19 protein-coding genes and 2 tRNA genes are annotated in these 24086 nt (G+C 69.5%); 8 read left to right on the forward strand and 13 right to left on the reverse strand.

The window, feature by feature from the left end; all coding sequences use genetic code 11:
• Nucleotides 1–1110 precede the first annotated feature (1110 nt).
• On the forward strand, nucleotides 1111–2700 hold the full coding sequence (gene cimA / locus DZA62_RS29220; RefSeq protein WP_116952470.1) for a citramalate synthase: 1590 nt from the start codon (nucleotides 1111–1113) through the stop codon (nucleotides 2698–2700).
• Here cimA and DZA62_RS36005 read toward each other — a convergent pair.
• The 3 genes from DZA62_RS36005 to DZA62_RS29230 all read right to left on the reverse strand — a co-directional run bounded on the left by DZA62_RS36005 (nucleotide 2693) and on the right by DZA62_RS29230 (nucleotide 3848).
• Nucleotides 2693–2905 (reverse strand): hypothetical protein, encoded by a 213-nt coding sequence (locus DZA62_RS36005; RefSeq protein WP_198664325.1) that lies wholly within the window; start codon nucleotides 2903–2905, stop codon nucleotides 2693–2695. The two genes, cimA and DZA62_RS36005, sit on opposite strands and share 8 nt — an antisense overlap.
• A gap of 110 nt (nucleotides 2906–3015) precedes the next feature.
• Nucleotides 3016–3534 carry an SRPBCC domain-containing protein gene (locus DZA62_RS29225; protein WP_116952471.1) on the reverse strand — a complete coding sequence of 173 codons (519 nt, stop codon included), beginning with the start codon at nucleotides 3532–3534 and terminating at the stop codon, nucleotides 3016–3018.
• Nucleotides 3531–3848, reverse strand: coding sequence for an ArsR/SmtB family transcription factor (locus tag DZA62_RS29230; RefSeq protein ID WP_116952472.1), 318 nt, complete (start codon nucleotides 3846–3848; stop codon nucleotides 3531–3533). Before DZA62_RS29230 ends, DZA62_RS29225 begins: the two co-directional genes overlap by 4 nt.
• Before the next feature lie 140 nt (nucleotides 3849–3988).
• Between DZA62_RS29230 and DZA62_RS29235 the strand changes: the two genes are divergently transcribed.
• A complete protein-coding gene (locus DZA62_RS29235; protein ID WP_157987978.1) occupies nucleotides 3989–5440 on the forward strand; it encodes an LGFP repeat-containing protein in 1452 nt (483 codons plus the stop codon).
• A 31-nt stretch (nucleotides 5441–5471) separates the two neighbouring features.
• Here DZA62_RS29235 and DZA62_RS29240 read toward each other — a convergent pair whose 3' ends face one another.
• Both DZA62_RS29240 and DZA62_RS29245 read right to left on the reverse strand, forming a co-directional pair.
• Nucleotides 5472–7991 carry a DEAD/DEAH box helicase gene (locus DZA62_RS29240; RefSeq protein WP_232827635.1) on the reverse strand — a complete coding sequence of 840 codons (2520 nt, stop codon included), beginning with the start codon at nucleotides 7989–7991 and terminating at the stop codon, nucleotides 5472–5474.
• Nucleotides 7957–8646, reverse strand: a complete 690-nt coding sequence (locus DZA62_RS29245) for a Pr6Pr family membrane protein (RefSeq protein WP_157987979.1) — start codon at nucleotides 8644–8646, stop codon at nucleotides 7957–7959. The genes DZA62_RS29240 and DZA62_RS29245 overlap by 35 nt, the downstream gene beginning before the upstream one ends.
• A gap of 51 nt (nucleotides 8647–8697) precedes the next feature.
• Between DZA62_RS29245 and DZA62_RS29250 the strand changes: the two genes are divergently transcribed.
• Nucleotides 8698–9744 carry a lipoate--protein ligase family protein gene (locus tag DZA62_RS29250; protein WP_116952475.1) on the forward strand — a complete coding sequence of 349 codons (1047 nt, stop codon included), beginning with the start codon at nucleotides 8698–8700 and terminating at the stop codon, nucleotides 9742–9744.
• Here DZA62_RS29250 and DZA62_RS29255 read toward each other — a convergent pair.
• The 3 genes from DZA62_RS29255 to DZA62_RS29265 are packed head-to-tail and all read right to left on the reverse strand — an operon-like array spanning nucleotide 9728 to nucleotide 13697.
• A complete protein-coding gene (locus DZA62_RS29255; RefSeq protein WP_408619870.1) occupies nucleotides 9728–10597 on the reverse strand; it encodes a 3-methyladenine DNA glycosylase in 870 nt (289 codons plus the stop codon). The genes DZA62_RS29250 and DZA62_RS29255 overlap by 17 nt on opposite strands.
• Nucleotides 10598–10617: 20 nt before the next feature.
• Entirely contained in the window at nucleotides 10618–11616 is a 999-nt protein-coding gene (locus tag DZA62_RS29260) for a TAXI family TRAP transporter solute-binding subunit (RefSeq protein WP_116952477.1), read from the reverse strand.
• A complete protein-coding gene (locus DZA62_RS29265; RefSeq protein ID WP_116952478.1) occupies nucleotides 11613–13697 on the reverse strand; it encodes a TRAP transporter permease in 2085 nt (694 codons plus the stop codon). Before DZA62_RS29265 ends, DZA62_RS29260 begins: the two co-directional genes overlap by 4 nt.
• 80 nt (nucleotides 13698–13777) lie before the next feature.
• Between DZA62_RS29265 and DZA62_RS29270 the strand changes: the two genes are divergently transcribed.
• The 4 genes from DZA62_RS29270 to DZA62_RS29285 all read left to right on the forward strand — a co-directional run bounded on the left by DZA62_RS29270 (nucleotide 13778) and on the right by DZA62_RS29285 (nucleotide 16521).
• Nucleotides 13778–14560, forward strand: coding sequence for a fumarylacetoacetate hydrolase family protein (locus tag DZA62_RS29270; protein WP_116952479.1), 783 nt, complete (start codon nucleotides 13778–13780; stop codon nucleotides 14558–14560).
• 60 nt (nucleotides 14561–14620) lie between these two features.
• A complete protein-coding gene (gltX, locus tag DZA62_RS29275; protein WP_232827636.1) occupies nucleotides 14621–16150 on the forward strand; it encodes a glutamate--tRNA ligase in 1530 nt (509 codons plus the stop codon).
• 137 nt (nucleotides 16151–16287) lie between these two features.
• Nucleotides 16288–16359: transfer RNA gene (locus tag DZA62_RS29280), tRNA-Gln, on the forward strand.
• Nucleotides 16360–16448: 89 nt separating this feature from the next.
• A tRNA-Glu gene (locus DZA62_RS29285) sits at nucleotides 16449–16521 on the forward strand.
• Between the two features lie 25 nt (nucleotides 16522–16546).
• Here DZA62_RS29285 and DZA62_RS29290 read toward each other — a convergent pair.
• Together DZA62_RS29290 and DZA62_RS29295 are read right to left on the reverse strand one after the other, a co-directional pair.
• Nucleotides 16547–18019: a tyrosine-type recombinase/integrase gene (locus DZA62_RS29290; RefSeq protein WP_116952480.1), complete on the reverse strand. Its 1473-nt coding sequence runs from the start codon at nucleotides 18017–18019 to the stop codon at nucleotides 16547–16549.
• Nucleotides 18016–18228, reverse strand: a complete 213-nt coding sequence (locus DZA62_RS29295) for a helix-turn-helix transcriptional regulator (RefSeq protein ID WP_116952481.1) — start codon at nucleotides 18226–18228, stop codon at nucleotides 18016–18018. Before DZA62_RS29295 ends, DZA62_RS29290 begins: the two co-directional genes overlap by 4 nt.
• A 342-nt stretch (nucleotides 18229–18570) precedes the next feature.
• Here DZA62_RS29295 and DZA62_RS29300 point away from each other — a divergent pair, with 342 nt between their 5' ends.
• Complete coding sequence (locus tag DZA62_RS29300; RefSeq protein ID WP_116952482.1) at nucleotides 18571–20034, forward strand: DUF4241 domain-containing protein; 1464 nt, start codon at nucleotides 18571–18573, stop codon at nucleotides 20032–20034.
• Nucleotides 20035–20328: 294 nt separating this feature from the next.
• Here DZA62_RS29300 and DZA62_RS29305 read toward each other — a convergent pair whose 3' ends face one another.
• The 3 genes from DZA62_RS29305 to DZA62_RS29315 all read right to left on the reverse strand — a co-directional run.
• Nucleotides 20329–20853, reverse strand: a complete 525-nt coding sequence (locus DZA62_RS29305; protein WP_116952483.1) for a hypothetical protein — start codon at nucleotides 20851–20853, stop codon at nucleotides 20329–20331.
• 385 nt (nucleotides 20854–21238) lie between these two features.
• On the reverse strand, nucleotides 21239–23068 hold the full coding sequence (locus tag DZA62_RS29310) for a UvrD-helicase domain-containing protein (RefSeq protein WP_116952484.1): 1830 nt from the start codon (nucleotides 23066–23068) through the stop codon (nucleotides 21239–21241).
• Nucleotides 23065–24086, reverse strand: a 1022-nt coding sequence (locus DZA62_RS29315) for an ATP-dependent nuclease (RefSeq protein ID WP_198664327.1), incomplete at its 5' end; no start/stop codon positions are given. The genes DZA62_RS29310 and DZA62_RS29315, both read right to left, overlap by 4 nt.

The raw sequence follows: 24086 nt of genomic DNA on the forward strand, positions 1-24086 counted from the left end.
CCCGTCGCCCTGCTGTTCATTGTTTGGGCCGCGGGTGCGTGCCTCAAGTCCGCGGCCTCTGCTGGGTGCTGTGTGTGGTGGTGGGGGGCCTTGGACGTGACCCGCGTACCCGCGGCCCGAGTGCTGGCAGCTGTCGGGGGGACGGGGGGAGTCTGGCGACGGGTGGGGCGTCGGGGTGGACGCTTCTGGGTGCGTTGGTCGGGGCGTCGGGCGTGCCGGTGGGGCGTCGGTGGTGCGTTCGTGAGTCGTTGATGGGGCGTCTGCCGGTTGGTGGGATCGGTGGGGTTGCCGGCCGGGCGGGGTTGGTGGGGCCTGTGAGGCTGGCGGGGTCTGTGAGGTTAGTGGGTTCGGTGGGGTGGTGTGGGTGCCCAGGGGGTGAGATTTCTCGGCGATCTGGGGGCCATGCCTAGGACTGTGTTCGCTCTGCGAGGCATGCATGCCTCGCAGAGCGGGATGACGCCTGGTGAGGTAGCGGATCGTTGATGATCATCGCCGCCCACCCCCCGGCACACGGGGCACAACGGGAGCCAAGCAGCAGCTAAGCGGCTGTGAGGCAGGTGTGTAGCGGTGAGGCGTGCCCAGATCCTCCCCGTCCCTCTGATAGCTGCCCGTTCTTGGCCGCGGGCGTGCGGGTCAAGCGGTCGTCGTCGGCGCGAAGCGCCCGTCAGTCCGCTTGAGGCGCGCGGTCGCGGCAAGAGAATGGGCGGCAGGGGGACGGGGAGCCCCAGCCACCTGACGATCCAGCCCACTGACGACCCCGGCCCACTGACGCCCCCGGCCAACCCGGCGGCTCCAGTTCGTGCCCGATCGCTCAGCGGCCGTTCCAGCTCGCCGCGCACCGCGATGAGCGTCGGGCCTGAGGCCGCGGTGAGCAGGGACGACGATGTCGCGGTCGGCGCCGGTGACCGGCCGGGCGACCACGTTCACGGGTCCCGGCTCCACGGCTCGCGTGAACTGTGCCATACTGCTGGACGATGACTTTCTGCCTGATTATTACGTGAGCGCGCCGGCACCCAGCACAACGCCAGGCGCGCAGACCTCTCGCATCCGCGAGGGGTCTTTTTGTTTGTCAGTCCGACCCGCGCTCGCCGACCCCGTGAGGACAGAGCAGTGACCGACCCCGAGCAGTTCCACGTGTACGACACCACGCTTCGCGACGGCGCCCAGCAGGAAGGGCTCTCGCTCTCCGTGCAGGACAAGCTGGCCATCGCGAGCCACCTGGACGAGCTGGGCGTCGGATTCATCGAGGGCGGTTGGCCGGGCGCGGTGCCGAAGGACACCGAGTTCTTCCGTCGCGCTCGCACCGAGCTGGACCTGAAGCACGCGAAGCTCGCGGCGTTCGGCGCCACCCGGAAGGCGGGCACCACGGCGGCCGAGGACCCGCAGGTGCGGGCGCTGCTCGACGCCGAGACGCCGGTGGTGACGCTGGTCGCGAAGAGCCACGTCGGGCACGTCGAGCGGGCGCTGCGCACCACGCTGGACGAGAACCTCGCGATGATCGCCGACACCGTCGGTTTCCTCGTCCAGAACGGGCGGCGGGTCTTCCTCGATGCCGAGCACTTCTTCGACGGGTACCGGACGAACCCCGACTACGCGCTTCGCGTGCTGCGCACCGCCACCGATGCCGGGGCGGACGTCGTCGTGCTGTGCGACACCAACGGCGGCATGCTGCCCGACGACGTCGGCGCGACGGTGCGCGACGTGCTCACGCGCACCGGCGCCCGCATCGGCATGCACGCCCACAACGACACCGGCTGCGCGGTCGCGAACTCCGTCGCGGCCGTCGACGCCGGCGCCACCCACGTGCAGGGCACCGTCAACGGCACGGGGGAGCGGACCGGCAACGCCGACATCATGACGGTCGTCGCGAACCTCGAGCTCAAGCGCGGCATGACGGTGCTGCCGGCGGGCGCGCTGCAGGAGTCGACCCGCATCGCGCACGCCGTCTCCGAGCTGACCAACATCGTGCCCTACTCGCGCCAGCCCTACGTCGGCGCCAGCGCGTTCGCGCACAAGGCCGGCCTGCACGCCAGCGCGATCAAGGTCGACCCCGACCTCTACCAGCACACCGACCCCGCGCGGGTCGGCAACGACATGCGACTGCTGGTGTCCGACATGGCCGGGCGGGCCAGTGTCGAGCTGAAGAGCCGCGAGCTGGGCTACGACGTCTCCGGCGACCGCGAGCTGGTCACCCGGGTCACTCAGCGGGTGAAGGACCTCGAGGCCGCCGGCTACACGTTCGAGGCGGCCGACGCGTCGTTCGAGCTGCTGCTGCGCGAGGAGGCCGAGGGCCGGCCCAGCTATTTCGACGTGGAGTCGTGGCGGGTCATCACGGAGTCGCGGCCCGGCGGCGACGCCATCAGCGAGGCGACGGTGAAGCTGCGGGCGGGGGGCGAGCGCGTCGTCGTGACCGGTGAGGGGAACGGTCCGGTCAACGCGCTCGACCACGCCCTGCGCACCGCGATCGGCGCGCTGTACCCGGAGATCGCCAAGCTCGAGCTGATCGACTTCCGGGTGCGGATCCTGGACGCGGCCCACGGCACGGACGCGGTGACGCGCGTGCTCGTGGAGATGACGGACGGGAAGACGTCCTGGGAGACCGTAGGCGTCGGGGCCAACATCATCGAGGCCTCATGGGAGGCGCTCGTCGACGCCGTCACCTACGGACTGCTGCGCCAGGGGGGAACGGCGATCAGCTGACGAGCTTGAAGGCGCTGTTCATGACGGCCGAGGCGTCGGCCCACGTGGGCAGTGCGTCGATCTCGATGATGGTGCGGCGGAGAGGTTCGGTGTCGTACAGTTCGACCCGCCAGCCGTTGCTGCCGTGGTCGAGGATCCCCCGGATCACCTTGGGTCCCTTCTCGTAAAAGTGTTTCTGCGGTATGGCCAAAGTGAAGTCTGTCACTTTCCGCACGCCATGTCGCATCGAAATACGGCGAGTCGACCAAGATCAGCCGTTCGGCCGACGGGCATACCGTGTGTCGGCCGAACGGCTGCGCAGCGGTCGAGCGGGTCTCAGCCGGCCAGCGGAGCGCCGGTCTCGAGCAGGCTCTTGAGGTCGCTGAGCACCCAGGCGTGCCCGCCGCCGGCGCCCTCGGCCTCGTTGTCGCCGCGCGACAGAGCGGCCAGCAGCGGCGCGCCCGCCAGCTCGTGCGTCACCGTCAGCGAGCTGGACTTCCCGTCCGGTGCGGGCGAGATCTCGTGCGTGATACGGGTGAAGCCCTCGGCCGCCATGCCCGGGTCCATGAGCATCCGGAACGTGGTCACCAGGCGCCTCGGTGGCTCGGCCTCGATGACCTCGCCGTCGACGATGACGTCGGGGCACGGGAAGCCCTGCGCCTCCGCGGCAGCTTTGAACTCCGGCGTCGGCGCGACGGTGTAGGCGCCGCCCGGGCGCAGGTCGTAGCTGGCCAGGCCCGTGTAGCCGTACCGTGCCGTCCACTCCGGCTTCGTGATGGCGTCCCAGATCGCCTCCGGAGTCGCCTTGATGTAGATGCGGTACACCTGGGTGGTGGTCTGCGTCGCGGTGGTCATGATTCGTCCTCCAGTTCGGCCTTGAGCTCCAGGAGCGCCGCGGTGTGGCGCTCGGTGTACTTGTCGATCCACCGGTCGTGGATCTCGCGGATCGGCACCGGGTTGAGGAAGTGCAACTTCTCTCGCCCCGACCTGCGGGTGACCACGAGGTTCGCCTCTTCCAGCACGCGCAGGTGCTTCATGACGCCGAAGCGGCTCATCTCCAGCTCGGACTCCAGCTCGGTCAGCGTGCGGCCGTCACGCGTGAACAGCAGGTCGAGCAGGAACCGCCGCGTGGGATCGGCGAGTGCCTTGAAGACCCGGTCGTCGTTCATGGCTGGAACGATAGGTGACCAAAAGGTCACATGTCAATCCCTTCACACCGGCCGACGACGGTGCAATGCTGCGAACAGGGGAAACGTCAGGCGGCCCGGTGCCGCACGGCCCGGGCCAGGCTCACAGGGGGGCGATGGCCATGCCGGACGACGAGGACGCGACGGGTACCCGGCTCATCGAGCGGCCGTTCGAGAACCCGCACGCCGGCGATCCGGTCCTGGGACCGGCATACGCCGGCGGCTACAAGGAGGGCGCGTTCGGCGACCACACGCTGGACAACAACCCGGCGGGCGAGCCGGGCCCGGCCACGGAGGCGTTCAACGAGGGCTTCGACGACGGCATCGCCCGGTTCGAGGCCTACAAGAAGGGGTTCAAGCGCGGCATCACCGTAGGCCTGCGCGGTATGACGACCGACGACTTCGTCCCGCCGCCACTGGGCACCGAGCATGTCGAGGACCTGAAGGCGGCCTGGCTGGAGGGCCGGACCGACGGCCTCGGGGTGGCCCGGATCGTGCGCGACGGCATCGAGGCCAAGGCCCTGGAATCGCCGGACTTCGACGAGCCCTCGGGGCCGATCCACTCGACGGGGCTGGGCAGCCTCGGCCGGCTCTACTCGCAGGAGTACCAGGGGGGACGGGCGATCTACTTCATCCACCCGTCCGGGCAGTCGTTCGCGATCGACGCGCCGATCTTCGCGGAGTACAAGAAGCTCGGCGAGCTCGGCAGCTTCCTGGGCCGGCCGCTCGCCGGCACGAAGCGGGTGTCCGACGGCCGCGGCAAGGTCACCGAGTTCGAGAACGGCACCATGTACTCGACCGAGGACACCGGGGCGCACGAGGTGCACGGGAAGATCGGCGCCAAGTGGAAGGAGCTGGGCGGGCCCACGGGCGACCTCGGCTACCCGACCAGCAACGAGCAGTTCGAGCGGGCCGACCGCGGCAAGGTGAACACCTTCGAGCACGGCGACATCTACCTCTGGGACGACATCGGCGTGCAGGTGGTCCGCAGCATCCAGGTCCGCTACCGGGGGCAGAACTGCTTCGCCGAGTCCGACGAGCTTTCGGCGCAGGACGAGACCTACATCGTCGCCACGGCCGTCGGGCCGAACCGGGACGCCACCGTCTCCGTCCGGTCGCCGGTCATCGACGTCGACGCCGGCGGGTCGTTCCCGGACGCCATGGTCGTCTACCAGGGGCCGCCGGCCGGGATCGGCGCGCTCACGGTCACGATGGCCGAGCACGACAGCGGGAACCCGGACGAGTACCGCGGCCAGATCGAGGCCGGTGTGCGCCTGGCGATGAACGGCCTCGCCGCCGCCGTCGCCGCGACCGGCGTCGGGCTCACCGTCAGCGGCATCGCCCTGGCCCTGGCCAACGTGGGCGCCGGGCCGATCGCCAACGCCATCAACGACGCCATCGACAGCGGCGACGACACGATCGGCACGGCCGTGTTCCCGCTGGCGCCCAAGGCCCTGATCGGCCTCGCTCAGGCGCCGCGGCAGCGCGAGCGCGACGTCGAGTTCCACCTCGCGACGCCGCTGCTCACCGGGGAGGGAGCGTACAAGGCCTACTTCGACGTGACCTTCGGCTGACGACGACCGGCCACGGCCGGTCGCCTCGCGTCTAGAGGCGGCCGGCCTCGGTGACGGCGACGACGGGGTAGCCGGCGGCGTTGGACTCGGCGAGGTCGACGACGGCGGTGAAGCCCCAGTCGTGGTCGCCGGCCGGGTCGTCGAGGATCTGCCGGACCTCCCAGCGGTCCGGGTGCTCGGTGACGATCAGCATCTTCGCGCCGCGGGCGTCGGGGCCGATGCCGATGTCGGCGTGCTCGTCGAAGTACGGCTCCAGCTCGTCCTGCCAGTCCTCGGCGGACCATCCGTCGGCGGAGTCCAGCTCGGCCAGGCCGGTCCAGTTCCGCCGGGCGGCCAGCTCGACCCGCCGGAACAGCGCGTTGCGGACGCTGACCAGGAACGCCCGCCGGTTCTCGGTGATCGGCCGGGGCGCGTTCTCGACCGGCGCCTCGCCGGTGCCGTCGCCGTCGAGCGCCGCCGGGTTGCGCAGCGCCTCCCACTCGTCGAGCAGGCTGGAGTCGACCTGGCGGACCAGCTCGCCGAGCCACTCGACGAGGTCGGTCACCTCCTCGGTGCGCGACTCCTCGGGCACGGTCTGGCGCATGGCACGGTAAGCGTCGGCGAGGTAGCGCAGCACGAGGCCCTCGGAGCGGGCGAGGCTGTAGAACGCGACGTACTCACCGAAGCTCATGGCGCGTTCGTAGAGGTCACGGGCGACGGACTTGGGCGACAACTCGTAGTCGCCGACCCACGGGTGGCTCTGCCGGTAGATCGTGAACGCGGCGTCGAGCAGTTCCTCGAGCGGCTTCGGATGGGTGACGTCCTCGAGCAGCTCCATGCGCTCGTCGTACTCGATGCCCTCGGCCTTCATCGCGCCGATCGCCTCGCCGCGCGCCTTGTGCTGCTGCGCCGAGAGCACCTGCCGCGGGTCGTCCAGCGTCGCCTCGACGACGGAGAGCAGGTCCAGCGCGTGCGTCGGCGACTCTGGGTCGAGCAGGTCGAACGCGGCCAGCGCGAACGGCGACAGCGGCTGGTTGAGCGCGAAGTCCGGCTGCAGGTCGACGGTGAGCCGCACCGTCCGGCCCTCGGCGTCGGGCGGATCGAGCCGTTCGACGACCTGGGCGGAGACCAGCGCCCGGTAGATCGCGATGGCGTCGTGGACGTGCTTGCGGGTGCGCGACGGCGGCTCGTGGTTGTCGGTGAGCAGCTTGCGCATGTGGGCGAACGCGTCGCCGGGCCGGCTGATGACGCCCAGCACCATGGCGTTGCTGATCTCGAAGCTGGAGTTCAACGGCTCGGGCTCGGCCGCGATCAGCCGTTCCATGCTGGCCTGGCCCCACGAGACGAACCCTTCGGGGGCTTTCTTGCGCACCACACGGCGCAGCTTCTTCGGGTCGTCGCCGGCCTTCGCGACCAGCCGCTGGTTCTCGATCTCGTGCTCCGGCGCCTGGACGATCACCTCGCCGAGGGTGTCGTATCCGGCCCGGCCGGCCCGCCCGGCGATCTGGTGGAACTCGCGGGCGCTCAGCTGCCGCATGCGGACGCCGTCGTACTTGGTGAGGCCGGAGAAGACGACGGTGCGGATCGGGACGTTGATGCCGACGCCGAGGGTGTCGGTGCCGCAGACCACCTTGAGCAGGCCGGCCTGGGTCAGCCGCTCGACCAGGCGGCGGTACTTCGGCAGCATGCCGGCGTGGTGCACCCCGATGCCGGCGCGGACCAGCCGCGACAGCACCTTCCCGAACCCGGAGCTGAACCGGAACCCGCCGATCTCCGCGGCGATGCGGTCGCGCTGCTCGCGGCTGGCGACGTTGACGCTGACCAGCGCCTGGGCGCGTTCGACCGCGGCCGCCTGGGTGAAGTGGACGACGTAGACCGGCGCGCGGTGGGTGGAGAGCAGCTCGGCCAGCAGGTCGTGCGCCGGCTCGCGCGAGTACTGGTAGGTCAGGGGCACCGGGCGCTGCGCGGACGTGACGACGGCGACGTCGCGGCCGGTGCGGCGGCGCAGGTCCTTCTCGAAGAAGGCGACGTCGCCGAGCGTGGCCGACATCAGCAGGAACTGCGCCTTCGTCAGCTCCAGCAGCGGCACCTGCCAGGCCCAGCCGCGCTGCGGGTCGGAGTAGAAGTGGAACTCGTCCATGACGACCTGGCCGACGTCGGCGTCGTCGCCGCTGCGCAGGGCGATGTTGGCGAGGATCTCCGCCGTGCAGCAGATGATCGGCGCCGTCGGGTTGACGCTGGAGTCGCCGGTCATCATGCCGACGTTGGCCGCGCCGAAGATCTCGATCAGCGCGAAGAACTTCTCCGACACCAGCGCCTTGAGCGGCGCCGTGTAGAACGTGCGGCGTCCGTCGGCCAGTGCCGCGAAGTGCGCCGCGACCGCCACCAGGCTCTTGCCCGACCCCGTCGGCGTGCTGAGGATGACGTGCGAGCCGGAGACCAGCTCGATCAGCGCCTCCTGCTGGGCCGGGTAGAGGTCGAAGCCGCGTTCGGCGGCCCAGTCGGTGAAGGCGTCGTGGAGGGAGTCCGGATCGTGCTCAGCGCGTTCGAGATACGTCGACAGATCCGGCACGGTCCCCGAGCCTACGGTCGCCGGCCGCGAACAGCCAGCCGACCCCGAGCAGCAGGACGGTGACGCCGGCCGAGTTCAGCAGCGTGCGGCCGTAGCCCAGCTCCGTCACGTCGATGAACGGGTACGGGTACCAGTCGACGATCTCGCCGCGGATCAGCGTGTAGATCAGCCAGGCGACCGGCCAGACCAGGCACAGCGCCATGGTGCGGCCGTCGAAGCGCGGCCAGGGCCCGAACAACAGCCAGCCGACGACGTAGAGCAGCGGCGACAGGTAGTGGAAGCCGATGTTCGTGGCCATCGCGATGCCCTCGAGGTCGACGATCGGCGCCAGCAGCGTGGCGTACACGACGCCGGTGACGCTGATGCCGATCAGCCCGGTGAGGCGCAGCACCCGGAAGAACCGGCCGTCGCGCCACGGGTCGAGGGCCAGCAGCAGCGCGCCGGCGATGACCAGCAGGTTGCTCTGCACCGTGAAGTAGCTGAAGAAGTTCGCCACCCGCAGCGCCGTCGACGGCGGCTCGTCGCCGTCGTGCACCAGCACGTTGTCGCCGTCGAGCACCAGCACGAACTGCACCACCAGCGAGGCCAGCGGGATCAGCGCGGTCACGAGGTGCCACCAGCGCGCTGTCGCCGGGTTCTCACGCCACGGTCGCATGGTCGGAGCGTAGCGGGGAACAGCCGCGCGTCCGGGCAGGTTGTTGCGATCATGCATGGTGAGTTCAAGGTGCCGGGCGGCAAACTGGTCGTCGTCGACCTCGACGTGCTCGACGGCGTCATCCGGCATGCGCGCGTCAGCGGCGACTTCTTCCTCGAGCCCGACGACGCGCTGGAGCGCATCGACGCCGCGCTGGCCGGGGCGCCGGTCTCGCTGTCCGCCGCGGAGCTGGCCGCGCGCGTCGACGCCGTGCTCGACGGCGTCGTCATGCTCGGGTTCTCCGCCGACGCCGTCGCGGTGGCCGTCCGACGAGCACTCACCGGCGCGACGTCCTGGACCGACCACGACTGGCACTTCCTGCACGAGGGCCCGCAGGCGCCGGCGCTGCAGATGGCGCTGGACCAGGTGCTGGCCGAGCAGGTCGGTGCGGGGGAGCGGCCGCCGACGCTGCGGGTGTGGGAGTGGGCGTCCAACGCGGTGATCATCGGCAGCTTCCAGTCGCTGCGCAACGAGGTCGACCTGGACGGGGCGTCGCGGCACGACGTCACGGTCGTGCGGCGCATCAGCGGCGGCGGCGCGATGTTCGTCGAGCCCGGCAACACCATCACCTACTCGCTGTACGTGCCCGAGTCGCTGGTGTCCGGACTGTCCTTCGTCGACTCCTACGCCTTCCTCGACGAGTGGGTGGTGGCGGCGCTGCGCGACCTCGGCATCGAGGCGACGTACCAGCCGATCAACGACATCACCTCGCCGGCCGGGAAGATCGCCGGCGCGGCCCAGAAGCGCCTCGCCGGCGGCGTCGTCCTGCACCACGTCACCATGGCCTACGACATCGACGCGGCGAAGATGCTGGACGTGCTGCGCATCGGCCGCGAGAAGCTGTCCGACAAGGGCACGAAGAGCGCCAACAAGCGGGTCGACCCGCTGCGGTCGCAGACCGGCCTGGCGCGGGCCGACGTCATCGACCGCATGGTGGGCACGTTCCGCGCCCGCTACGGCCTCACCGACGACCGGCTCGACGACAAGACGCTGCGGCTGGCCGACGACCTCGTCGCGTCGAAGTTCGGCACCGGCGACTGGCTCAGCCGCGTGCCGTGACGGCCGGCACCGCGACCCGGTCGATCGCGGCGAGCAGGCGTTGGCGCAGCCCCGCGCCGCGCGCCGCGAAGGCGCGCTGTTGTTCGACGTAGTGGCGCTTGCCCTCGGTGGTCTCGATGCGGACCGGCTCGAACCCGAGGTCCGCCAGGTCGTACGGCGAGGCGCGCATGTCGAGCTCGCGGATCTCCGCGGCCAGCTCGAACGCGTCGGCCACCAGCTCCGACGGCACCAGCGGCACCAGCTTGTAGGCCCACTTGTAGAGGTCCATGCCGGCGTGCAGGCAGCCGGGCTGCTCCAGTGCCGGCTGCAGCTCGCGCGTCGGCGTCACCGCGTTCAACGGCCGGGCCGCGTCGGTGAAGAAGCGGAACGCGTCGAAGTGCGAGCACCTGATCTGGTGCGCCTCGACCACCTCGTCGGTGCCGTCGTGGCCGAGCCGCAGCGGGTACGCCTCGTGCCGCACGTCGCCGGGGCGGGTGCGGTAGACCATGGCCCACTCGTGCAGCCCGAAGCAGCCGGTGTGCGCCGGCCGCGACGCGGTCGCCGTCAGCAGTGAGCGCACCCACTCGACGGTGGCGGCGCGCTTGCGCACCACGGCGTCGCCGACGGTGACGCCGCCGCGCCCGGTGACATAGCCCGCCCACTCAGCGTGCGGCGGCGACCCGCCCAGCACGACGCCCGCGCCCGGGTGCCAGCGCCGCAGCTGGGCGGGCTTGAAGCTGTAGTAGGTGAAGAGGAAGTCGTGGACGGGGTGCGGCACGCCCGCCCGCCGCCGCGACAGGTGCGCCCCGACGAGCGCGTCGACGCGCGCCTCGTGGGCGAGCAATCGTGCGCGCCACTGCCGCTCCGCCAGGATCACGGTCCCAGCGTACGAACTCACTCCAGTTCGTCGAGTGCCTGCTCCGCGCCCGGGTGCAGCGGGATCGGGTCGATCTCCGTCGCCACCGACACGTCGATGTCGGCGGCCGCCGCGTGCACCGAGGTCAGCGCCTCGACGTTGTCGTAGACCAGCTTGGTCAGCGCGCACGCCGTCCCGTCGTCGAGGTCGTCGCGGACCATCAGGACGTTCGGCACCACGATCGTCGGCACCGCGGCGTTCGTGCCGTACGTCTCGGCCGGGATCTCGCCCTCGGAGTACACCGGGTTGATCTCCTGCAGGGCCGGCAGCAGCGGTGTGATGTCGACGAAGGCGATGTCGTCGCCGAGCGACGTGAACAGGTCGGTCATCGCGGCGGTCGGGAGGCCGCCGGACCACACGAGGCCGTCGATCGAGCCGTCCTTCATGCCGTCGACGGTCTTGGTGAGGTCGAGGCGCTGCGCCTGCACGTCGCTCGCCGGATCCAGGCCGGCCGCCTCGAGCAGCCGGTGCGCGATGACCTCGGTGCCGGAGTTCGGCGACCCGGTCGAGATGGTCTTGCCGGCCATGTCCTCGATCGACGTGATGCCGGCGTCCGCGCGCACGACCACCTGCGTGTAGTTGGGGTAGATGCGCCCGAGCGCCGACACCGGCTGCGCCTCGTCGAACGCGCCGGCGCCCTGCGTGGCGTCGGCGGCGGTGTCGGCCAGCGAGAACGCGAGGTCGTAGTCGCCGGCCACGAGTTGCTGGATGTTCTGCACCGACGCCCCGGTCTCGGCGGCGGTCGCGGTGATGTCGGTCTGGTCGCCGATCAGCTGCGCCAGGCCACCGCCGAGCACGTAGTAGACGCCGGTGGAGTTGCCGGTCGCGATGGTCATCCGGCCCGAGCCGGCCTCGCAGGCGGCCGCGTCGCCGCCGTCGTCGCTAGGGGAGGTGGTCTGGCGGCCGCCGCAGGCGGACACCGCCAGGCCGGTCGCGAGCAATCCCACCACCAGCCGGGTGACGACGCGAGTTCTCATGTCGGGAGCTCCTCTCGGGTGCGGGACGACGTGCTCAGGTGGACCACGACGGCGACGGCGAGCACGCCGGCGCCGAGGGCGATGGACAGCGGCTGCAGGTACAGCAGCAGGCATGCGGCGACGGCGCACAGCGTGCGCTCGGCTGCGCCGGCCCGGCGGATCAGCCAGCCCCCGGCGGCCGCGGCCAGGGCGGCGACGGCGACCGCGGAGACGGCGACGGTCCAGACGACGTCGCCGGCCGGTCGCTCCAGCAGCAGCGCCGAGCCGTTGTCCGTCAGCACGAACGCCAGCGGCACCAGGAACGCCGGCAGCGCGTACTTGCACGCCTGCCACATCGTGGCGATGACCCGGCCGCCGGTGATCGCCGCCGACGCGACCGCCGCGAGCGCCGTCGGAGGCGACACCTCGGACAGCACGGAGAAGTAGAAGATGAACATCGCGACGGCCGGCGCGGAGACGTCGAGGTCGAGCAGCGCCGGGCCGATGACCACCCAGCTGATGATGAACGACGCCGTCACCGGCACCGCCAGCCCGAGGACCAGGATCGCGACGGCGGCCAGCACCGCGCTCAGGATCAGCACGACGGTCGCGTCGTCGGTGACCGCCGACGCGGCGTCGATGAGCAGGTCGGAGAGCACCTGGCCGAGGCCGGTCTTGGTGATCGTCGAGACGATGATCCCGGCGGCGGCGCACACCGCGGCCACCGGCAGCACCGAGCGCACGCCGTCGGACAGCGACAGGTACACGACCCGCGCGGTGTCGGCGGCGACGCCGGCCCAGTCCCGGCCGCGCCGGCGGACGACGGCGTCGATCACGCCGAACCCGACGGCGACGGCGGTCGCGTAGACGACCGCGCGGAACGGCGTCAGGCCCGCCGCCAGGAAGATCACGATCACGCCGAGGGACAGGAAGTGGTAGCCGGACCGGGCCAGCAGCCGCCACGGGTTCTTCCGCTCGACGTCGACGGCGGCGACGCCGGCCTTGCGCGCGTCGATCTCGATCGCCAGCACGATGCCGAGGTAGTAGAGCAGCGTCGGCACCAGCGCCCACACCAGCACGTCCAGGTACGAGACACCCAGGTACTCGGCGATGATGAACGCCGCCGCGCCCAGCGTCGGCGGCGACAGGATCGCGCCGATGCCCGACGCCGCCAGCATGCCGCCGGCGTTCTCGCGCGGGTAGCCGGCCTTGCGCAGCACCGGCCACGTCACCGCGCCCAGGCCGACCGCCGTCGCCGTTCCGGACCCCGAGACCGTGCCCAGCAGGAAGCCCGAGAGCGCCACCGTCCGGCCCGGCGCCGTCCGCGACCGGCGGAAGATCGCGAAGCTGAGGTCGATGAAGAACCGGCCCGCGCCGGTCCGGTCGAGCACGGCGCCGTAGATCGTGAACAGCACGATGTACGTGGCGCAGACGTCGAGCGGGACGCCGTAGAAGCCGCTGGGGTCGTTGTAGAGCGCGTTGACGATCTGGTCGAAGTCGATGCCCGCGTGGGCGCCCGGCCACCCCTGCGGCAGGAAGCCGCCGTAGTAGGCGTACGCCAGGAACACCACGCAGACGATCGGCAGCACCCAGCCGGTCGTGCGCCGCGTCGCCTCCATCACCAGCAGCAGCACGATGGCGCCCATGAGCACGTCCAGGCCGGTCAGCGAGCCCTGCCGGTCCAGGAACGCGTCGAAGCCGCCGCCGGAGTCGCCGATCGTCACCGGCAGCAGCGGGTACAGGCACGCGACCAGCGCGACCGCGGCCAGCGCCCAGTCCAGCGGCCCCGGGTTGTCGGTCCGTTGTTCCAGCGGGCTGGAGAGGTAGGCCCGTGCGCGCGTCGTCGCAGGTCGGTAGCAGAGGAACACCAGCGGCAGCACGAACGCCAGGAACAGCATCAGGTAGTACTGGTTGCCGGCGCTGAGCGGCCAGAACACCTGACGCAGCACGAACGCCGCGACGGCGAAGCAGGCGATGCCGACACCCAGCGCGACCCGGCCGGACAACCGGCGGGCGGGGAGCTCCTCGTCGTACCTCGCCATGAGCTCACCGACGTCCGCACCTTCACCACTGGCTTGCCGCGTCGTCGAGGCGTCGGTCATCCCCATGACCCTAGGTGTGACGCCCGGTTCATGGCTAGTGTGTAGGGTGCGCGGTCCGTAGGCGGGATACGCTCACCATCGTGCGTATCGCGAGGTTCACGACGGGGGACGACCCACGCTTCGGAGCGGTGGGACAGGACGACAGCGGAGCGACCGTCATCGCGGTCCTCGAGGGCGACCCGCTCTATCGGGCGCCGCAACTGACCGGCGAGAAGCTGGCGCTCGAGGACGTGCGGCTGCTGGCGCCGGTCATCCCGCGCAGCAAGGTCATCGGCGTCGGGCGCAACTACGCCGACCACGCCGCCGAGCTGTCCAACCCGCTGCCCGAGGAGCCGCTGCTGTTCCTCAAGCCCAACACGTCCGTCATCGGCCCGGACGAGCCCATCGTGCTGCCGCCGCAGTCCGGCAACGTGCACCACGAGGCCGAGCTGGCCGTCGTCATCGGGCGCATCGCCAAGTCGGTGCCGCGCGACCGCGTCTCCGAGGTGATCTTCGGCTACACCTGCGGCAACGACGTCACCGCGCGCGACCTGCAGCAGACCGACAACCAGTGGGCCCGGGCCAAGGGCTTCGACACGTTCTGCCCGCTCGGCCCGTGGATCGAGACCGACCTCGACCCGAGCGACCTCGCGGTGCGCTGCCGCGTCGGCGGCGAGGAGCGGCAGAGCGGCCGCACGTCGCAGCTGATCTTCGACGTCGCGACGCTGATCGAGTACATCAGCGCGGCGTTCACGCTGTTGCCCGGCGACGTCATCCTCACCGGCACGCCGGCCGGCGTCGGGCCGATCACGGCGGGCGACCACGTCGCCGTCACCGTCGAGGGGATCGGGGTGCTCGCCAACCCCGTCGTCGCCGCCGACTGACGGTAGCCTGCGGTGCATCCACATCTGCATCTTCTGACTGAGAACTCAAGGTGATCTGCTGTGACTGACGGCGCCGGCTCGTCGGACGCTTTCGTGCTCGGTGACGTCGCGCCTGCCGACGTCCGCGTGCGTTACTCCCCGTCGCCCACCGGGAACCCGCACGTGGGGGTGATCCGCACCGCGCTCTACAACTCCGCGTTCTCGCGCCACTTCGGCGGCACCTTCGTGTTCCGTATCGAGGACACCGACGCCGCGCGCGACAGCGAGGAGTCGTACGAGGCGATGCTCGAGGCGCTGCGCTGGCTCGGGCTGAACTGGGACGAAGGGCCGGACATCGGCGGCCCGTACGCGCCGTACCGGCAGTCGCAGCGGCAGGAGGTCTACACCGAGGCCGCGTCGCGGCTGCTGGAGACCGGTCACGCGTACCACTGCTACTGCACGCCGGAGGAGCTGGACGAGCGTCGCGAGGCGGCCCGCGCGGCCGGCAGGCCCAGCGGGTACGACGGCAAGTGCCGCACGCTGACGGCCGAACAGGTCGCGGCGTACCAGGAGGAGGGTCGCCAGCCCGTCCTCCGCCTGCGGATGCCCGACCAGGACGTCACGTTCGTCGACCTCATCCGCGGCGAGATCACCGTCGACCGGTACAACCTGTTCGACTACGTCATCGTCCGCGCCAACGGCCAGCCGCTCTACCCGCTCGTGAACCCGGTCGACGACGCGCTCATGGGCATCACGCACGTGCTGCGCGGCGAGGACCTGTTGTCGTCGACGCCGCGGCAGCTCGTGCTGCACCAGGCGCTGCGCGACATCGGTGTCGCCTCCGGGCCGCTGCCGCGGTTCGGGCACCTGCCGCTCGTCACCGGCGAGGGCAACCGCAAGCTGTCCAAGCGTGACCCGCAGTCGTCGCTGCAGCTCTACCGCGACCGCGGCTTCCTGCCCGAGGGCCTGCTCAACTACCTCGCGCTGCTCGGCTGGTCCATCGGCGAGGACCGCGAGGTCTTCTCGATGGACGAGATGGCCGCCGCTTTCGACGTCACCCGGGTCAACTCCGCGTCGGCCCGGTTCGACCTCAAGAAGGCCGAAGCCATCAACGGCGTCTGGCTGCGCCGGCTCACGCCCGACGACCTCGCAGCGCGCATGGTGCCGTACCTGCAGGCGGCCGGAGTGCTGGCCGTCCCGGCGCCCGAGGCCGACCTCGAGCTGCTGCGGGCCGCGACCCCGCTCGTCCAGGAGCGCATGACGGTGCTCGACGAAGCGGTCGGCATGCTCGGCTTCCTGTTCGCTCCCGGCCCCGTCGCCTTCGACGAGGACGCCGTCGCCAAGGTCCTGACCGAGGACGCCCGGCCGGTGCTGCAGGCGGCGCGTGCACGGCTGGCGGCGGACGAGAAGTGGACGACGGAGACGATCGAGGCCACCCTGCGCTCGGCGCTCGTCGACGAGCTCGGCCTGAAGCCCAAGCACGCCTTCGGCCCGGTCCGCGTCGCCGTCACCGGCCGCCGCGTGTCGCCGCCGCTGTTCGAGTCGCTCGAGCTGCTCGGGCGAGACCGCACCCTGGCGCGGCTGGACGCGGCACTGCGGCGGGTGGGCTGAGCGGTCCCACGGGCCGTTTCGTGGTGATGTGCGCCACGTGTCGCTGAGCTGCGGTGCGGCCGTGCTGCCGGTTTGGATCGGACCGTGTCGGACCGCTATCCTTACCGGGCGGTCGAGCGGGAAACCGTCCGATCCAGTGGGGTATGGTGTAATTGGCAGCACGACTGATTCTGGTTCAGTTAGTCTAGGTTCGAGTCCTGGTACCCCAGCGCCCGGCACGGCCAGGCGACGATCTCCAGCCGGTTTGGAGTCGGAGCGAGGCTCGGGTAAAGTTTCACCTCGCGACCTCGGTCGCAACGGCCCCGTTGTGTAGCGGCCTAGCACGCCGCCCTCTCAAGGCGGTAGCGCGGGTTCGAATCCCGTCGGGGCTACGCTAGTGAAACGGCCCCTCACCTGCTAGAACGCGGGTGAGGGGCCGTTCTTGTCTGTCCGGCCATCTACGGCTCCAGGCGGCTCTCTACGGCCGTTCTTGTCGAATACGTGTCGAAGTTTTCGCGGCCCGCGGCCAGGCCCGAGCGCGGCGTCGATCCGGTCGCGGTACAGCTCGTCGTCGCCGTCGACGCACTTGGCGTAGATCTTGAGCAGGACGTCGACTGAGTGGCCCGCCCAAGCCGCCGCCTTGGTCGGCGGGACGCCGGAATTGAGCCATGTCGAGACGCAGGCGTGGCGGAGGTCGTAGGGGCGCAGCGCGATCAGCGAGCGTCTCGCCGCGCTGCCGAACACGGCTTCGCGGGCGCGGCTCCACACTCGGAAGACCGTGAATGCTGGGAGGTGGTCGGTGCTGCGTTCACCGACGAAGAGCCGGCCGTCGGGCGTCGTGCCGAAAGTGGCGAGGTGGTGGTGCAGCAGCGCGGTGAGTTCCGGCGTGGACGGGACCTTTCGGACTTCGCCGAGGTTTCGCTGTTTGAGCGGCCGGGAGTCTCGGGCCATGCCTGTGTCGGTCCAGTCGCTGCCGGCGTGGGGCTTGGCAGCTTCCAGGTAGATCCAGCCCCAGCCCTTCTCTGGGAGGTCGAGATTGTGTCGGCTCAGGTCGGCGGCTTCTTCTGGGCGCATGGCGGCGTAGTAGAGGCAGCCGAAGTACGCCTCGAGCCGCTGGCCGGTGGTGCCTTGGGCGGCGACGGCGGTGAACAGGTCGCGTGCCTGGGTCGGGTTGGCCACGCTGCGCGGATCGACCTCGGCGATGCGTTGGGCCGGCTGTTTGACCGTGGAGAGCGGGTTGGCAATGAGGACCTTCCGGTCGACCGCGTACTCGGCCAGGTTGTAGAGGATCTTCCGCCAGCGCGACGTGACGCTGGCCGCGCGGGCTCCGCCGTCGAGGCGGACGGCGAGGCCGTCGAGGAGCTGTCGGAGCACGTCGGCGTCGGCCAGGTCAGCGGCCGGCCGGGTGTGGCTGGATGCCCACCGCAGCGCTTCACTGACCCAGGCGGGCCGGTTGGGGTCGTCGCGGCGGGTGGTATTGAAGGCCCAGCGCGTCAACGCGGACCGCAGTTGGACGCCGTCGGGCATGCCGCGTTCGCTGCTGAACATCAGGCAGGTGGCCGCGGTGAGGGCTTCTGCGACCGTGCGGCGCGTGGTCGCCGCTGACTTCGGCCACTTCGTATCGGTATATGCGCAGACGAGCTCGTACCAGGACATGTTCGCCTCGGCGCGCTTCATCGAGACCGGGAGCCCTGTATCGACGTAGAACGCTTCCCCCTTGCGCGCCGCCGCGACCAGGTCGGAACGGAAGCTCTCGGCTTGTGCCGCGGTGCGGAACGGCTCCCGGAACGGCTCGCCGGCCACGCCCCACCGGACGGTGTACGTCCTGACGCGGCTGCCTTTGTAAACCGACGTCTTCCAGACCCGGACGTTGTACGTGGTCGCCCTCACGACTCTGACTCCAGCCGGGAGTCCAGCCAGGCGTCGAAGTCCCTCCGGCGCACGCGGAGCTCGCCGTTAGGCAGCTTGATGCACGGCGGGGCCGTCTTCTTCGCCCGCCAGTCGTAGAAGGTCGACCGCGCGATGTTCAGTTCGGTGCAGATGTCCGCGATACTCAGGTGCCGCTGTGTCGGACGATCCCGACTACGATCTGCAGCCATCGCAGCCTCCCCATCCCTTGGTGTCGCCAGCCTCCGCGGGATAGGTGCGTTGACGCCGCTGGACGGCCGAGCACGAGCGGGACGGGTGACATCGACGACTACGTGGCAGCCATCCGCCCACGCCGGGGCTGAGGCGTCGGGTCAGGCTCCGGGCTCCGGCCAGTCGCAGAGGATGAGCCCTGGTTGGCGTGTCCGAACGGGGGAGTCATTTATCTACGCTCCGCAGACGGTGCTGACCCTGTGGCTGACCTGAGCCTCTCCCACCTCGCTGCGAACCTTCTCTAGTTCGTCGAGCTGCTGTCCGCTCTCGACGTGCCCGCACTCTGCGTCCTTCGCGGCGCTATGACGCAGGTGCCGACGCGGCTCGGACACGTGGATCTCGGGTGGCGGTTCGACGCGCCTGCCCCGCCGCAATACGCCGCCTTCTATGCCGAGCCGTTCGCAGTGGTTGAGTTGGTTGGCGCGGTGGGTAGCCTCTGGGCCGTGTCTGATGAGATCGCCGCGCGGGTCGAGGCTTTCGTTGCCGATTTCCACCAGCGTTGGGAGCGGCACGGCAAGCCACCGAGCGCAGTCTCGTACGATCCAGCGGACTACGACCGGTGGGTTCGGGAGCTGTCAGCTCTCGTCGACGTGCACGGTGTGCCTGGAGGTAGCACCGGCGCGGAGGGCGTGATGTCCTCGTCACCGGCGCATGATCCGGCCTGTGAGCGGATCACCGCCGTCGAGGTGGACGGCGACGAGGCCGCGGCGCGCTCGATCATGGAGGTCGGCGCACAGACCACCTACCACGAGTACCGGCTCGTGCGTCGAGGCGGTGAGTGGCGCATCGGTGCGATCCTGTCGTTCCTCGATCCGCCCGGTGCGCCGCTTGTCGATGAGGCCCAGGCGGCGCGGCTCTTGGCCGGCGCGACCGAGGACGCGCCGTTGTCGGATGTCGATCCGGATCTCGAACTGGATCTGCCGGCCCTGTTCAGCGCCGGCCGTCAGGTCGTCTTCTTTGACAAGCCGGGCACGATCGAGGTCACCCTGCTGGGTGAGATCACCTGCGACATGGGCGTGCTCACCGTCCGTGACTTCGGCTACGGCGAGTTTGATCTCGAGCCTCTCAGCCGTCGTGTGCCGGCGGGCAGCTATCCGGTGGAGGTCGCAACCGTCGATCAGACCAACGTGGCCTTGCGGATGCGTCTGTCCGAGCTGACGCCCGTCAGTTGGCATCCTGCGACGCGCACCGGCGGCTCCCATGTCGTGGGCGTCGATTACGGCAACGTCGCGATCCTCGATCTGGCGAGTCTGGTGCGCTGCGAGGCTCAACACGTGGAGGAACTCTTCGAGGCCCAGGCCGAGCGGCTGTCGAACGCACCCGGGACCATCTTCGGCCTCAATGGAGAGACGAATGACGCCGTCATGGTGACCAGCGGCTACGGCGACGGCGGCTACCCGTGCTACTGGGGTGTGGCAGCCGATGGCACTCTGGCGGCGCTCGTCGTCGACTTCTTGGTCCTGGTCGAGGCCCAGACCTCCACGGTCGCCATTCCCTGGCGGACCGGCCCGGTCTTGGCGCCCGAACTCGTCGCATGTGATCTCGCGATCACCGAAGACGACGGCTCGTTCACCATCGAGTATCGCGGCAGGAACATCCGCAAGATTCGGGTACTGGCACCCGACGGCGTCGTTCTCCTCGACGGTCACCGCCTCGGTCTCTCCGTGTCCGGGGACCGGCACAGCCAGACGTGGCGGCCGGCGACACCACCCCCTCCCGGGTCAGTGCTCGAGGTGACCATGGACGTCGGCTACCGACACACGTGACACAGGGTCCACTCGGGCTGCTCGCGCCGCGATGTAGCTGGCCACGTCGACCGGAACCGAACGCGGCGGAATGACTTGCTCCGCCGAAGGTGCCAGTGGCTGGTACGCCCGCTCGTGTCATGCCGAGTGCGTTTGGCGCTGGGCCGACAGACCGAGCGCTGCGGCGCGACATGGCGTCTGCCGACCATGCCACGTGTGATCGAGCGCGCCGACGAGCCGCTTCCTACTCCACCGTCTCTATCGCTTCGCCAAGGCGGTCCAGTCCGTTCCTACTCGGCGGATGGGCGTACGGATCTAGGAGGGGATGGTCTGCACGATGTTCTCGATTACCTGGCGGGCTGCCTCTGCCGATTCCTCGGTGACAGCCTTGCCGACGCCCAACCCGACGGGCGCGAGGAGACCCTTTATCATCGTTGCTGCCCGTTTCAGAATGCGCTTGTCCGGCTCGGCCTTGACCACCTCACCGAGAACGGTCTCGACGGTGGTCCGGATCTCCAGCTCGTCGTCGGCGTCCAAGCCCAGCTTGTCGAGGTTCGCCAGCAGGTCGGTCATCGTGCGGGCCAGCGCCTCGAAACCAGGTGCGATCTGCTCGACACGGCTCTGGATCTGGTTCACCGTCTCGTTGCCCCAGGCGATCTGAGCGTCGTCGCCGTTAACTGTCACCACGGGTCCGTGATAGTGATTCACCGTCGCGGCGGGCTGGATCACGCTGCCGGGTTCCGCCTCTGTCCGAACGAAGACGGGCCGCTTGTCGAGCTCTCGCTGCAGCTCGCGCTGAAGCTGGTCGAGGCCTCGCTTGTTGGGCTTGAACGCAACCACGTGGGCTCCTCTCGATATCACTACAAGGATCTCATGGCCCACCGACAGCCCCTGATCAGCTTGGCTCCTGCGGTTGTACGCCGGATCGAGATCCAGGCCCTCGTCGGCGGCGCTCAGTAGTCCATGTAGTCGATCATGTCGGATGCTGCAGTAGCGGCGGAACGACGCACCGAATCGGCATGTGCGTGCTACTACGTTGCCACCGCAGCGATATGAGCCTCGGCGATGGTCGAGGGGCTCCGTGTGCTTCGGACCAGGTCCCACACGGGCCTGGATCGGGGGCGTGACCAGGGGGACCGACCGCCTCGAGTCCCGCACCGATCAACGCTGCGGGGCTGCATTCGTCGAGGACGCTAGGCGCGGTTCAAACTGTCGCAACGACCATTCATCGCTGGGCAACGGCACTTACGTCGAACGGAACGCCTGCCCCGGTGAGCAAGTCAAGAAGCTGCTGCTTGCGTCCGGCCGGGACGACGAGAACCAGGACCCGACGGGCTCGGCTAACCCCGACGTAGAGGACCCGGCGTTGCTCGCTGTTGGTTCCCGAGGCCCAGTCATCGAGCACGTGGGGTTCGTTGGGCCGGGCTTTGGAGGGCACCGCCAGCACGACGGCGTCGACCTCTTCTCCCTTGACGCCGTGGATGTGTCCCCACCGGATCGCCTCGGCGGCCGCGTCAGTTAGCAGACTGGTCCGTGAGGTCCAGAATTCCCACACCTTCGGCGGAACGACAAGTCTTCTCCTCAGGTCGGAGACGAGTTCGACGCCCAGGCCTGCAGCGAAGTCCTTCAGGATGGTGTGGACATCGTTGGAGCACGGTGTCTTCTCCGTCCAGCCAGGCGATGCTGTGAGCAGACGACTTACCACCAAGCGCAGCTGCTCAGTAGCGACTCCCAGCGCCAGCAACTGCTCCTCGCGACTGGCTGGTCGGCGGGAACCGCCGTCGGTCTCGACGCGTACCTCGCTCCAGTCGAACTGGGCGAGGACAAAGCGTTCGATCCGCTTGGCGGCCGCAAGTCGAGTGCGTGCATCTGCGCCAGAGAGCAGATCCGCGAGCGGCGCCATCAGGACTTCCATTTGGGAGTTCCCACGCGGAGCCTCCTTCCCCGCGCGGGTCAGGGCTCGCGCGTCGGATCGCCTGTGTGCCAGGACGCGCGTCTGGCGCCCGTTGACCCCGTACCTCCTGGTGATAGCTACTGCCGTGGTGCCAGCTTCGGGGCCGGAACCGACGACGACGTGCACCAGTTCTGCCCCGCCGGGGTGCCCCGGATCCGCATTGATCGGGTCCATGCCCACCGAGCGAAGACCGGAGACGAGTGAACATATGACCTGGGTGGACCGGAAGCAGGTGGTAAGAGGCGCGATCTGGTCAGACGTGAGGGTGGCGCGGTAGTCGACATAGCCCTGCGGCGATGTGTTGCGAAACTCATAGATGGCCTGGTCGGGGTCGGCCACCACGACGACGTGGATGCCGACCGCCCGAAGGTGATCGAGTAGCTGGTGCTCGAGCTCGTCGCAGTCCTGGAACTCGTCGACGATGATCTCTGAGAATCGGAGAGCGAGGCGCTGCAGGCATGGCTGCTCAAGGTCGGCGAGCACCTCGAGGGCGCGTCGTCGCGCCTGTTCGGTGTCGTAGACATGGCGCGCGAGCAAGTGGTTGATTCGCTGGGAACCGTTGTTGTTCATCTGGTTCCGGGTCCAGGCGGTCAGAGGATCCCACCCTCGGCGCTCGGCGCGGGTCAGCTGTGATTCGTCGACGCCCCAATCCTCGCTGTCCTCGCCGTGCTGGGAAGTGAACGCGCTGAGCCGTACTCCAACTCCGCCGTTGGTGGGTCGCACGACGGCAAGGTGAGAGGGCAGGTCGTCCCAGGAACTGAGGTAGGTGGGGGACTGTCCAGTCTTCCTGCGCACGTCTGGTGTGAGGACGTACCGGTGGAAGAACTGGTCGAAGGTGCCGACGAAGTTGGGGGCATCGACGAGGCCCGGGACGTCCCGGCATCTGGCGCGGGCGACGTCGACGGCCGCGTTGGTGAAGGAGAGGAGAGCAACGCGGTGGCCAGCTGCTGCCCGCGCACGCAGGCGCGCGATGACAGTTTTGGTCTTGCCGGCACCAGGGCCGGCCTCGATGAGACGCACCTGCGGGGCGAGCGCGGCGATCTGCTCCGCGCTGAGCCCTTCGGGGTGATCTTCGGCGTCCCCCGGACTTTCCGTGTTCACCCTGTGCTCCCGGAGCCCCCAGCCTTCATGGGATTCCTCGGTCTCTCGGGCTCCGGGTTCGAGTTCGGTCGTGGGGGCTCGGTGTGCGCGCCCGCATCGGCATAGATGTCGGCGTCGGTGTGTGCTGCGAGCTCTATCGCCACGCGAAGATAGTCCGGCACAGATAGGGCGCCTTCCGTGTCCACCAGGATGGCCTCGGCTACCAGGTGTGCGAAGTCGCCCTTGCCGATGTCGAGGTAGAGCGGTTCCTTTGCAGACTTGGCGGAGATGGCCTGCGCGAACTTGCTCGCTCTGACGTCGCCGTCCTCGCCTTCGACTGCCGTGAGCAGGTTGTCCCAGTGGTGTTCGGACTGTGGGTGCAGGACCTTGAATGCGTGATGCAGCAGCTCTTCGTTTGGTTCCTCGCGGAAGATCTCTGCTTCCAGAGTGGTGCTGCCGACTACGACGTGGAGTCGGCCGTCGGCTACGGCTTGGGTGAAGAGTGCCTCGTAGGCCTGCTTTCGTTCCTGGCCTGCGCCGTTATCGCCGTCGGTGATGACGACGACGCGGTCGACTCGTGGGTTGTTCCCGGCGAGGAGGAGGCGCAGGTAAGGCTCGAAGTCGGTGCCTTCGACACTGATGATGCTGGTGCTGCGGAATTGGCGTTGCAGCGCGGCGGCCCGCTCGACGGAGTTGGCGACGGGCAGGTGGTACGCAGCGAGGGCTGGGAGCAAAAGTGCCTCGGCTATGCCCTCGACTAGGACGACGTCGCGGGCGAACAGCAGCGCGCTTCGGGTGCTGTTGAGGTAACGGTCGATCTTGCGCCGGTCGGCGGCTTTGAGGCCGAGTGAGGCGATGGCCGTAGTCTTGGTGCACCACTGGGCGGTGTCGCCGTCCCTGGCTGTGACCACCACGTTGTCGACGGAGACTGTACTGGCTAGGACAGGGGAGTGCGTGGTGACGACGACTTGTACCTTGCCGGCGTGCCCGTTCGACGAGGCATGCTGACCCGAACTGCCGACCGCCTCAGGGGACTGTG

The sequence above is a fragment of the Jiangella endophytica genome, assembly GCF_003427025.1.
GTDB lineage: Bacteria > Actinomycetota > Actinomycetes > Jiangellales > Jiangellaceae > Jiangella > Jiangella endophytica.

Bases quoted from the DNA above. Each gene is read 5' to 3' on its own strand.
- DZA62_RS29235 (WP_157987978.1), top strand. From the start codon at position 3,989: ATGCCGGACGACGAGGACGCGACGGGTACCCGGCTCATCGAGCGGCCG.
- DZA62_RS29295 (WP_116952481.1), bottom strand. From the start codon at position 18,228: ATGGCTGCAGATCGTAGTCGGGATCGTCCGACACAGCGGCACCTGAGT.
- DZA62_RS29225 (WP_116952471.1), bottom strand. From the start codon at position 3,534: ATGACCACCGCGACGCAGACCACCACCCAGGTGTACCGCATCTACATC.
- DZA62_RS29265 (WP_116952478.1), bottom strand. From the start codon at position 13,697: ATGACCGACGCCTCGACGACGCGGCAAGCCAGTGGTGAAGGTGCGGAC.
- DZA62_RS29250 (WP_116952475.1), top strand. From the start codon at position 8,698: ATGCATGGTGAGTTCAAGGTGCCGGGCGGCAAACTGGTCGTCGTCGAC.
- DZA62_RS29260 (WP_116952477.1), bottom strand. From the start codon at position 11,616: ATGAGAACTCGCGTCGTCACCCGGCTGGTGGTGGGATTGCTCGCGACC.
- DZA62_RS29230 (WP_116952472.1), bottom strand. From the start codon at position 3,848: ATGAACGACGACCGGGTCTTCAAGGCACTCGCCGATCCCACGCGGCGG.
- DZA62_RS29245 (WP_157987979.1), bottom strand. From the start codon at position 8,646: ATGCGACCGTGGCGTGAGAACCCGGCGACAGCGCGCTGGTGGCACCTC.
- DZA62_RS29300 (WP_116952482.1), top strand. From the start codon at position 18,571: ATGACGCAGGTGCCGACGCGGCTCGGACACGTGGATCTCGGGTGGCGG.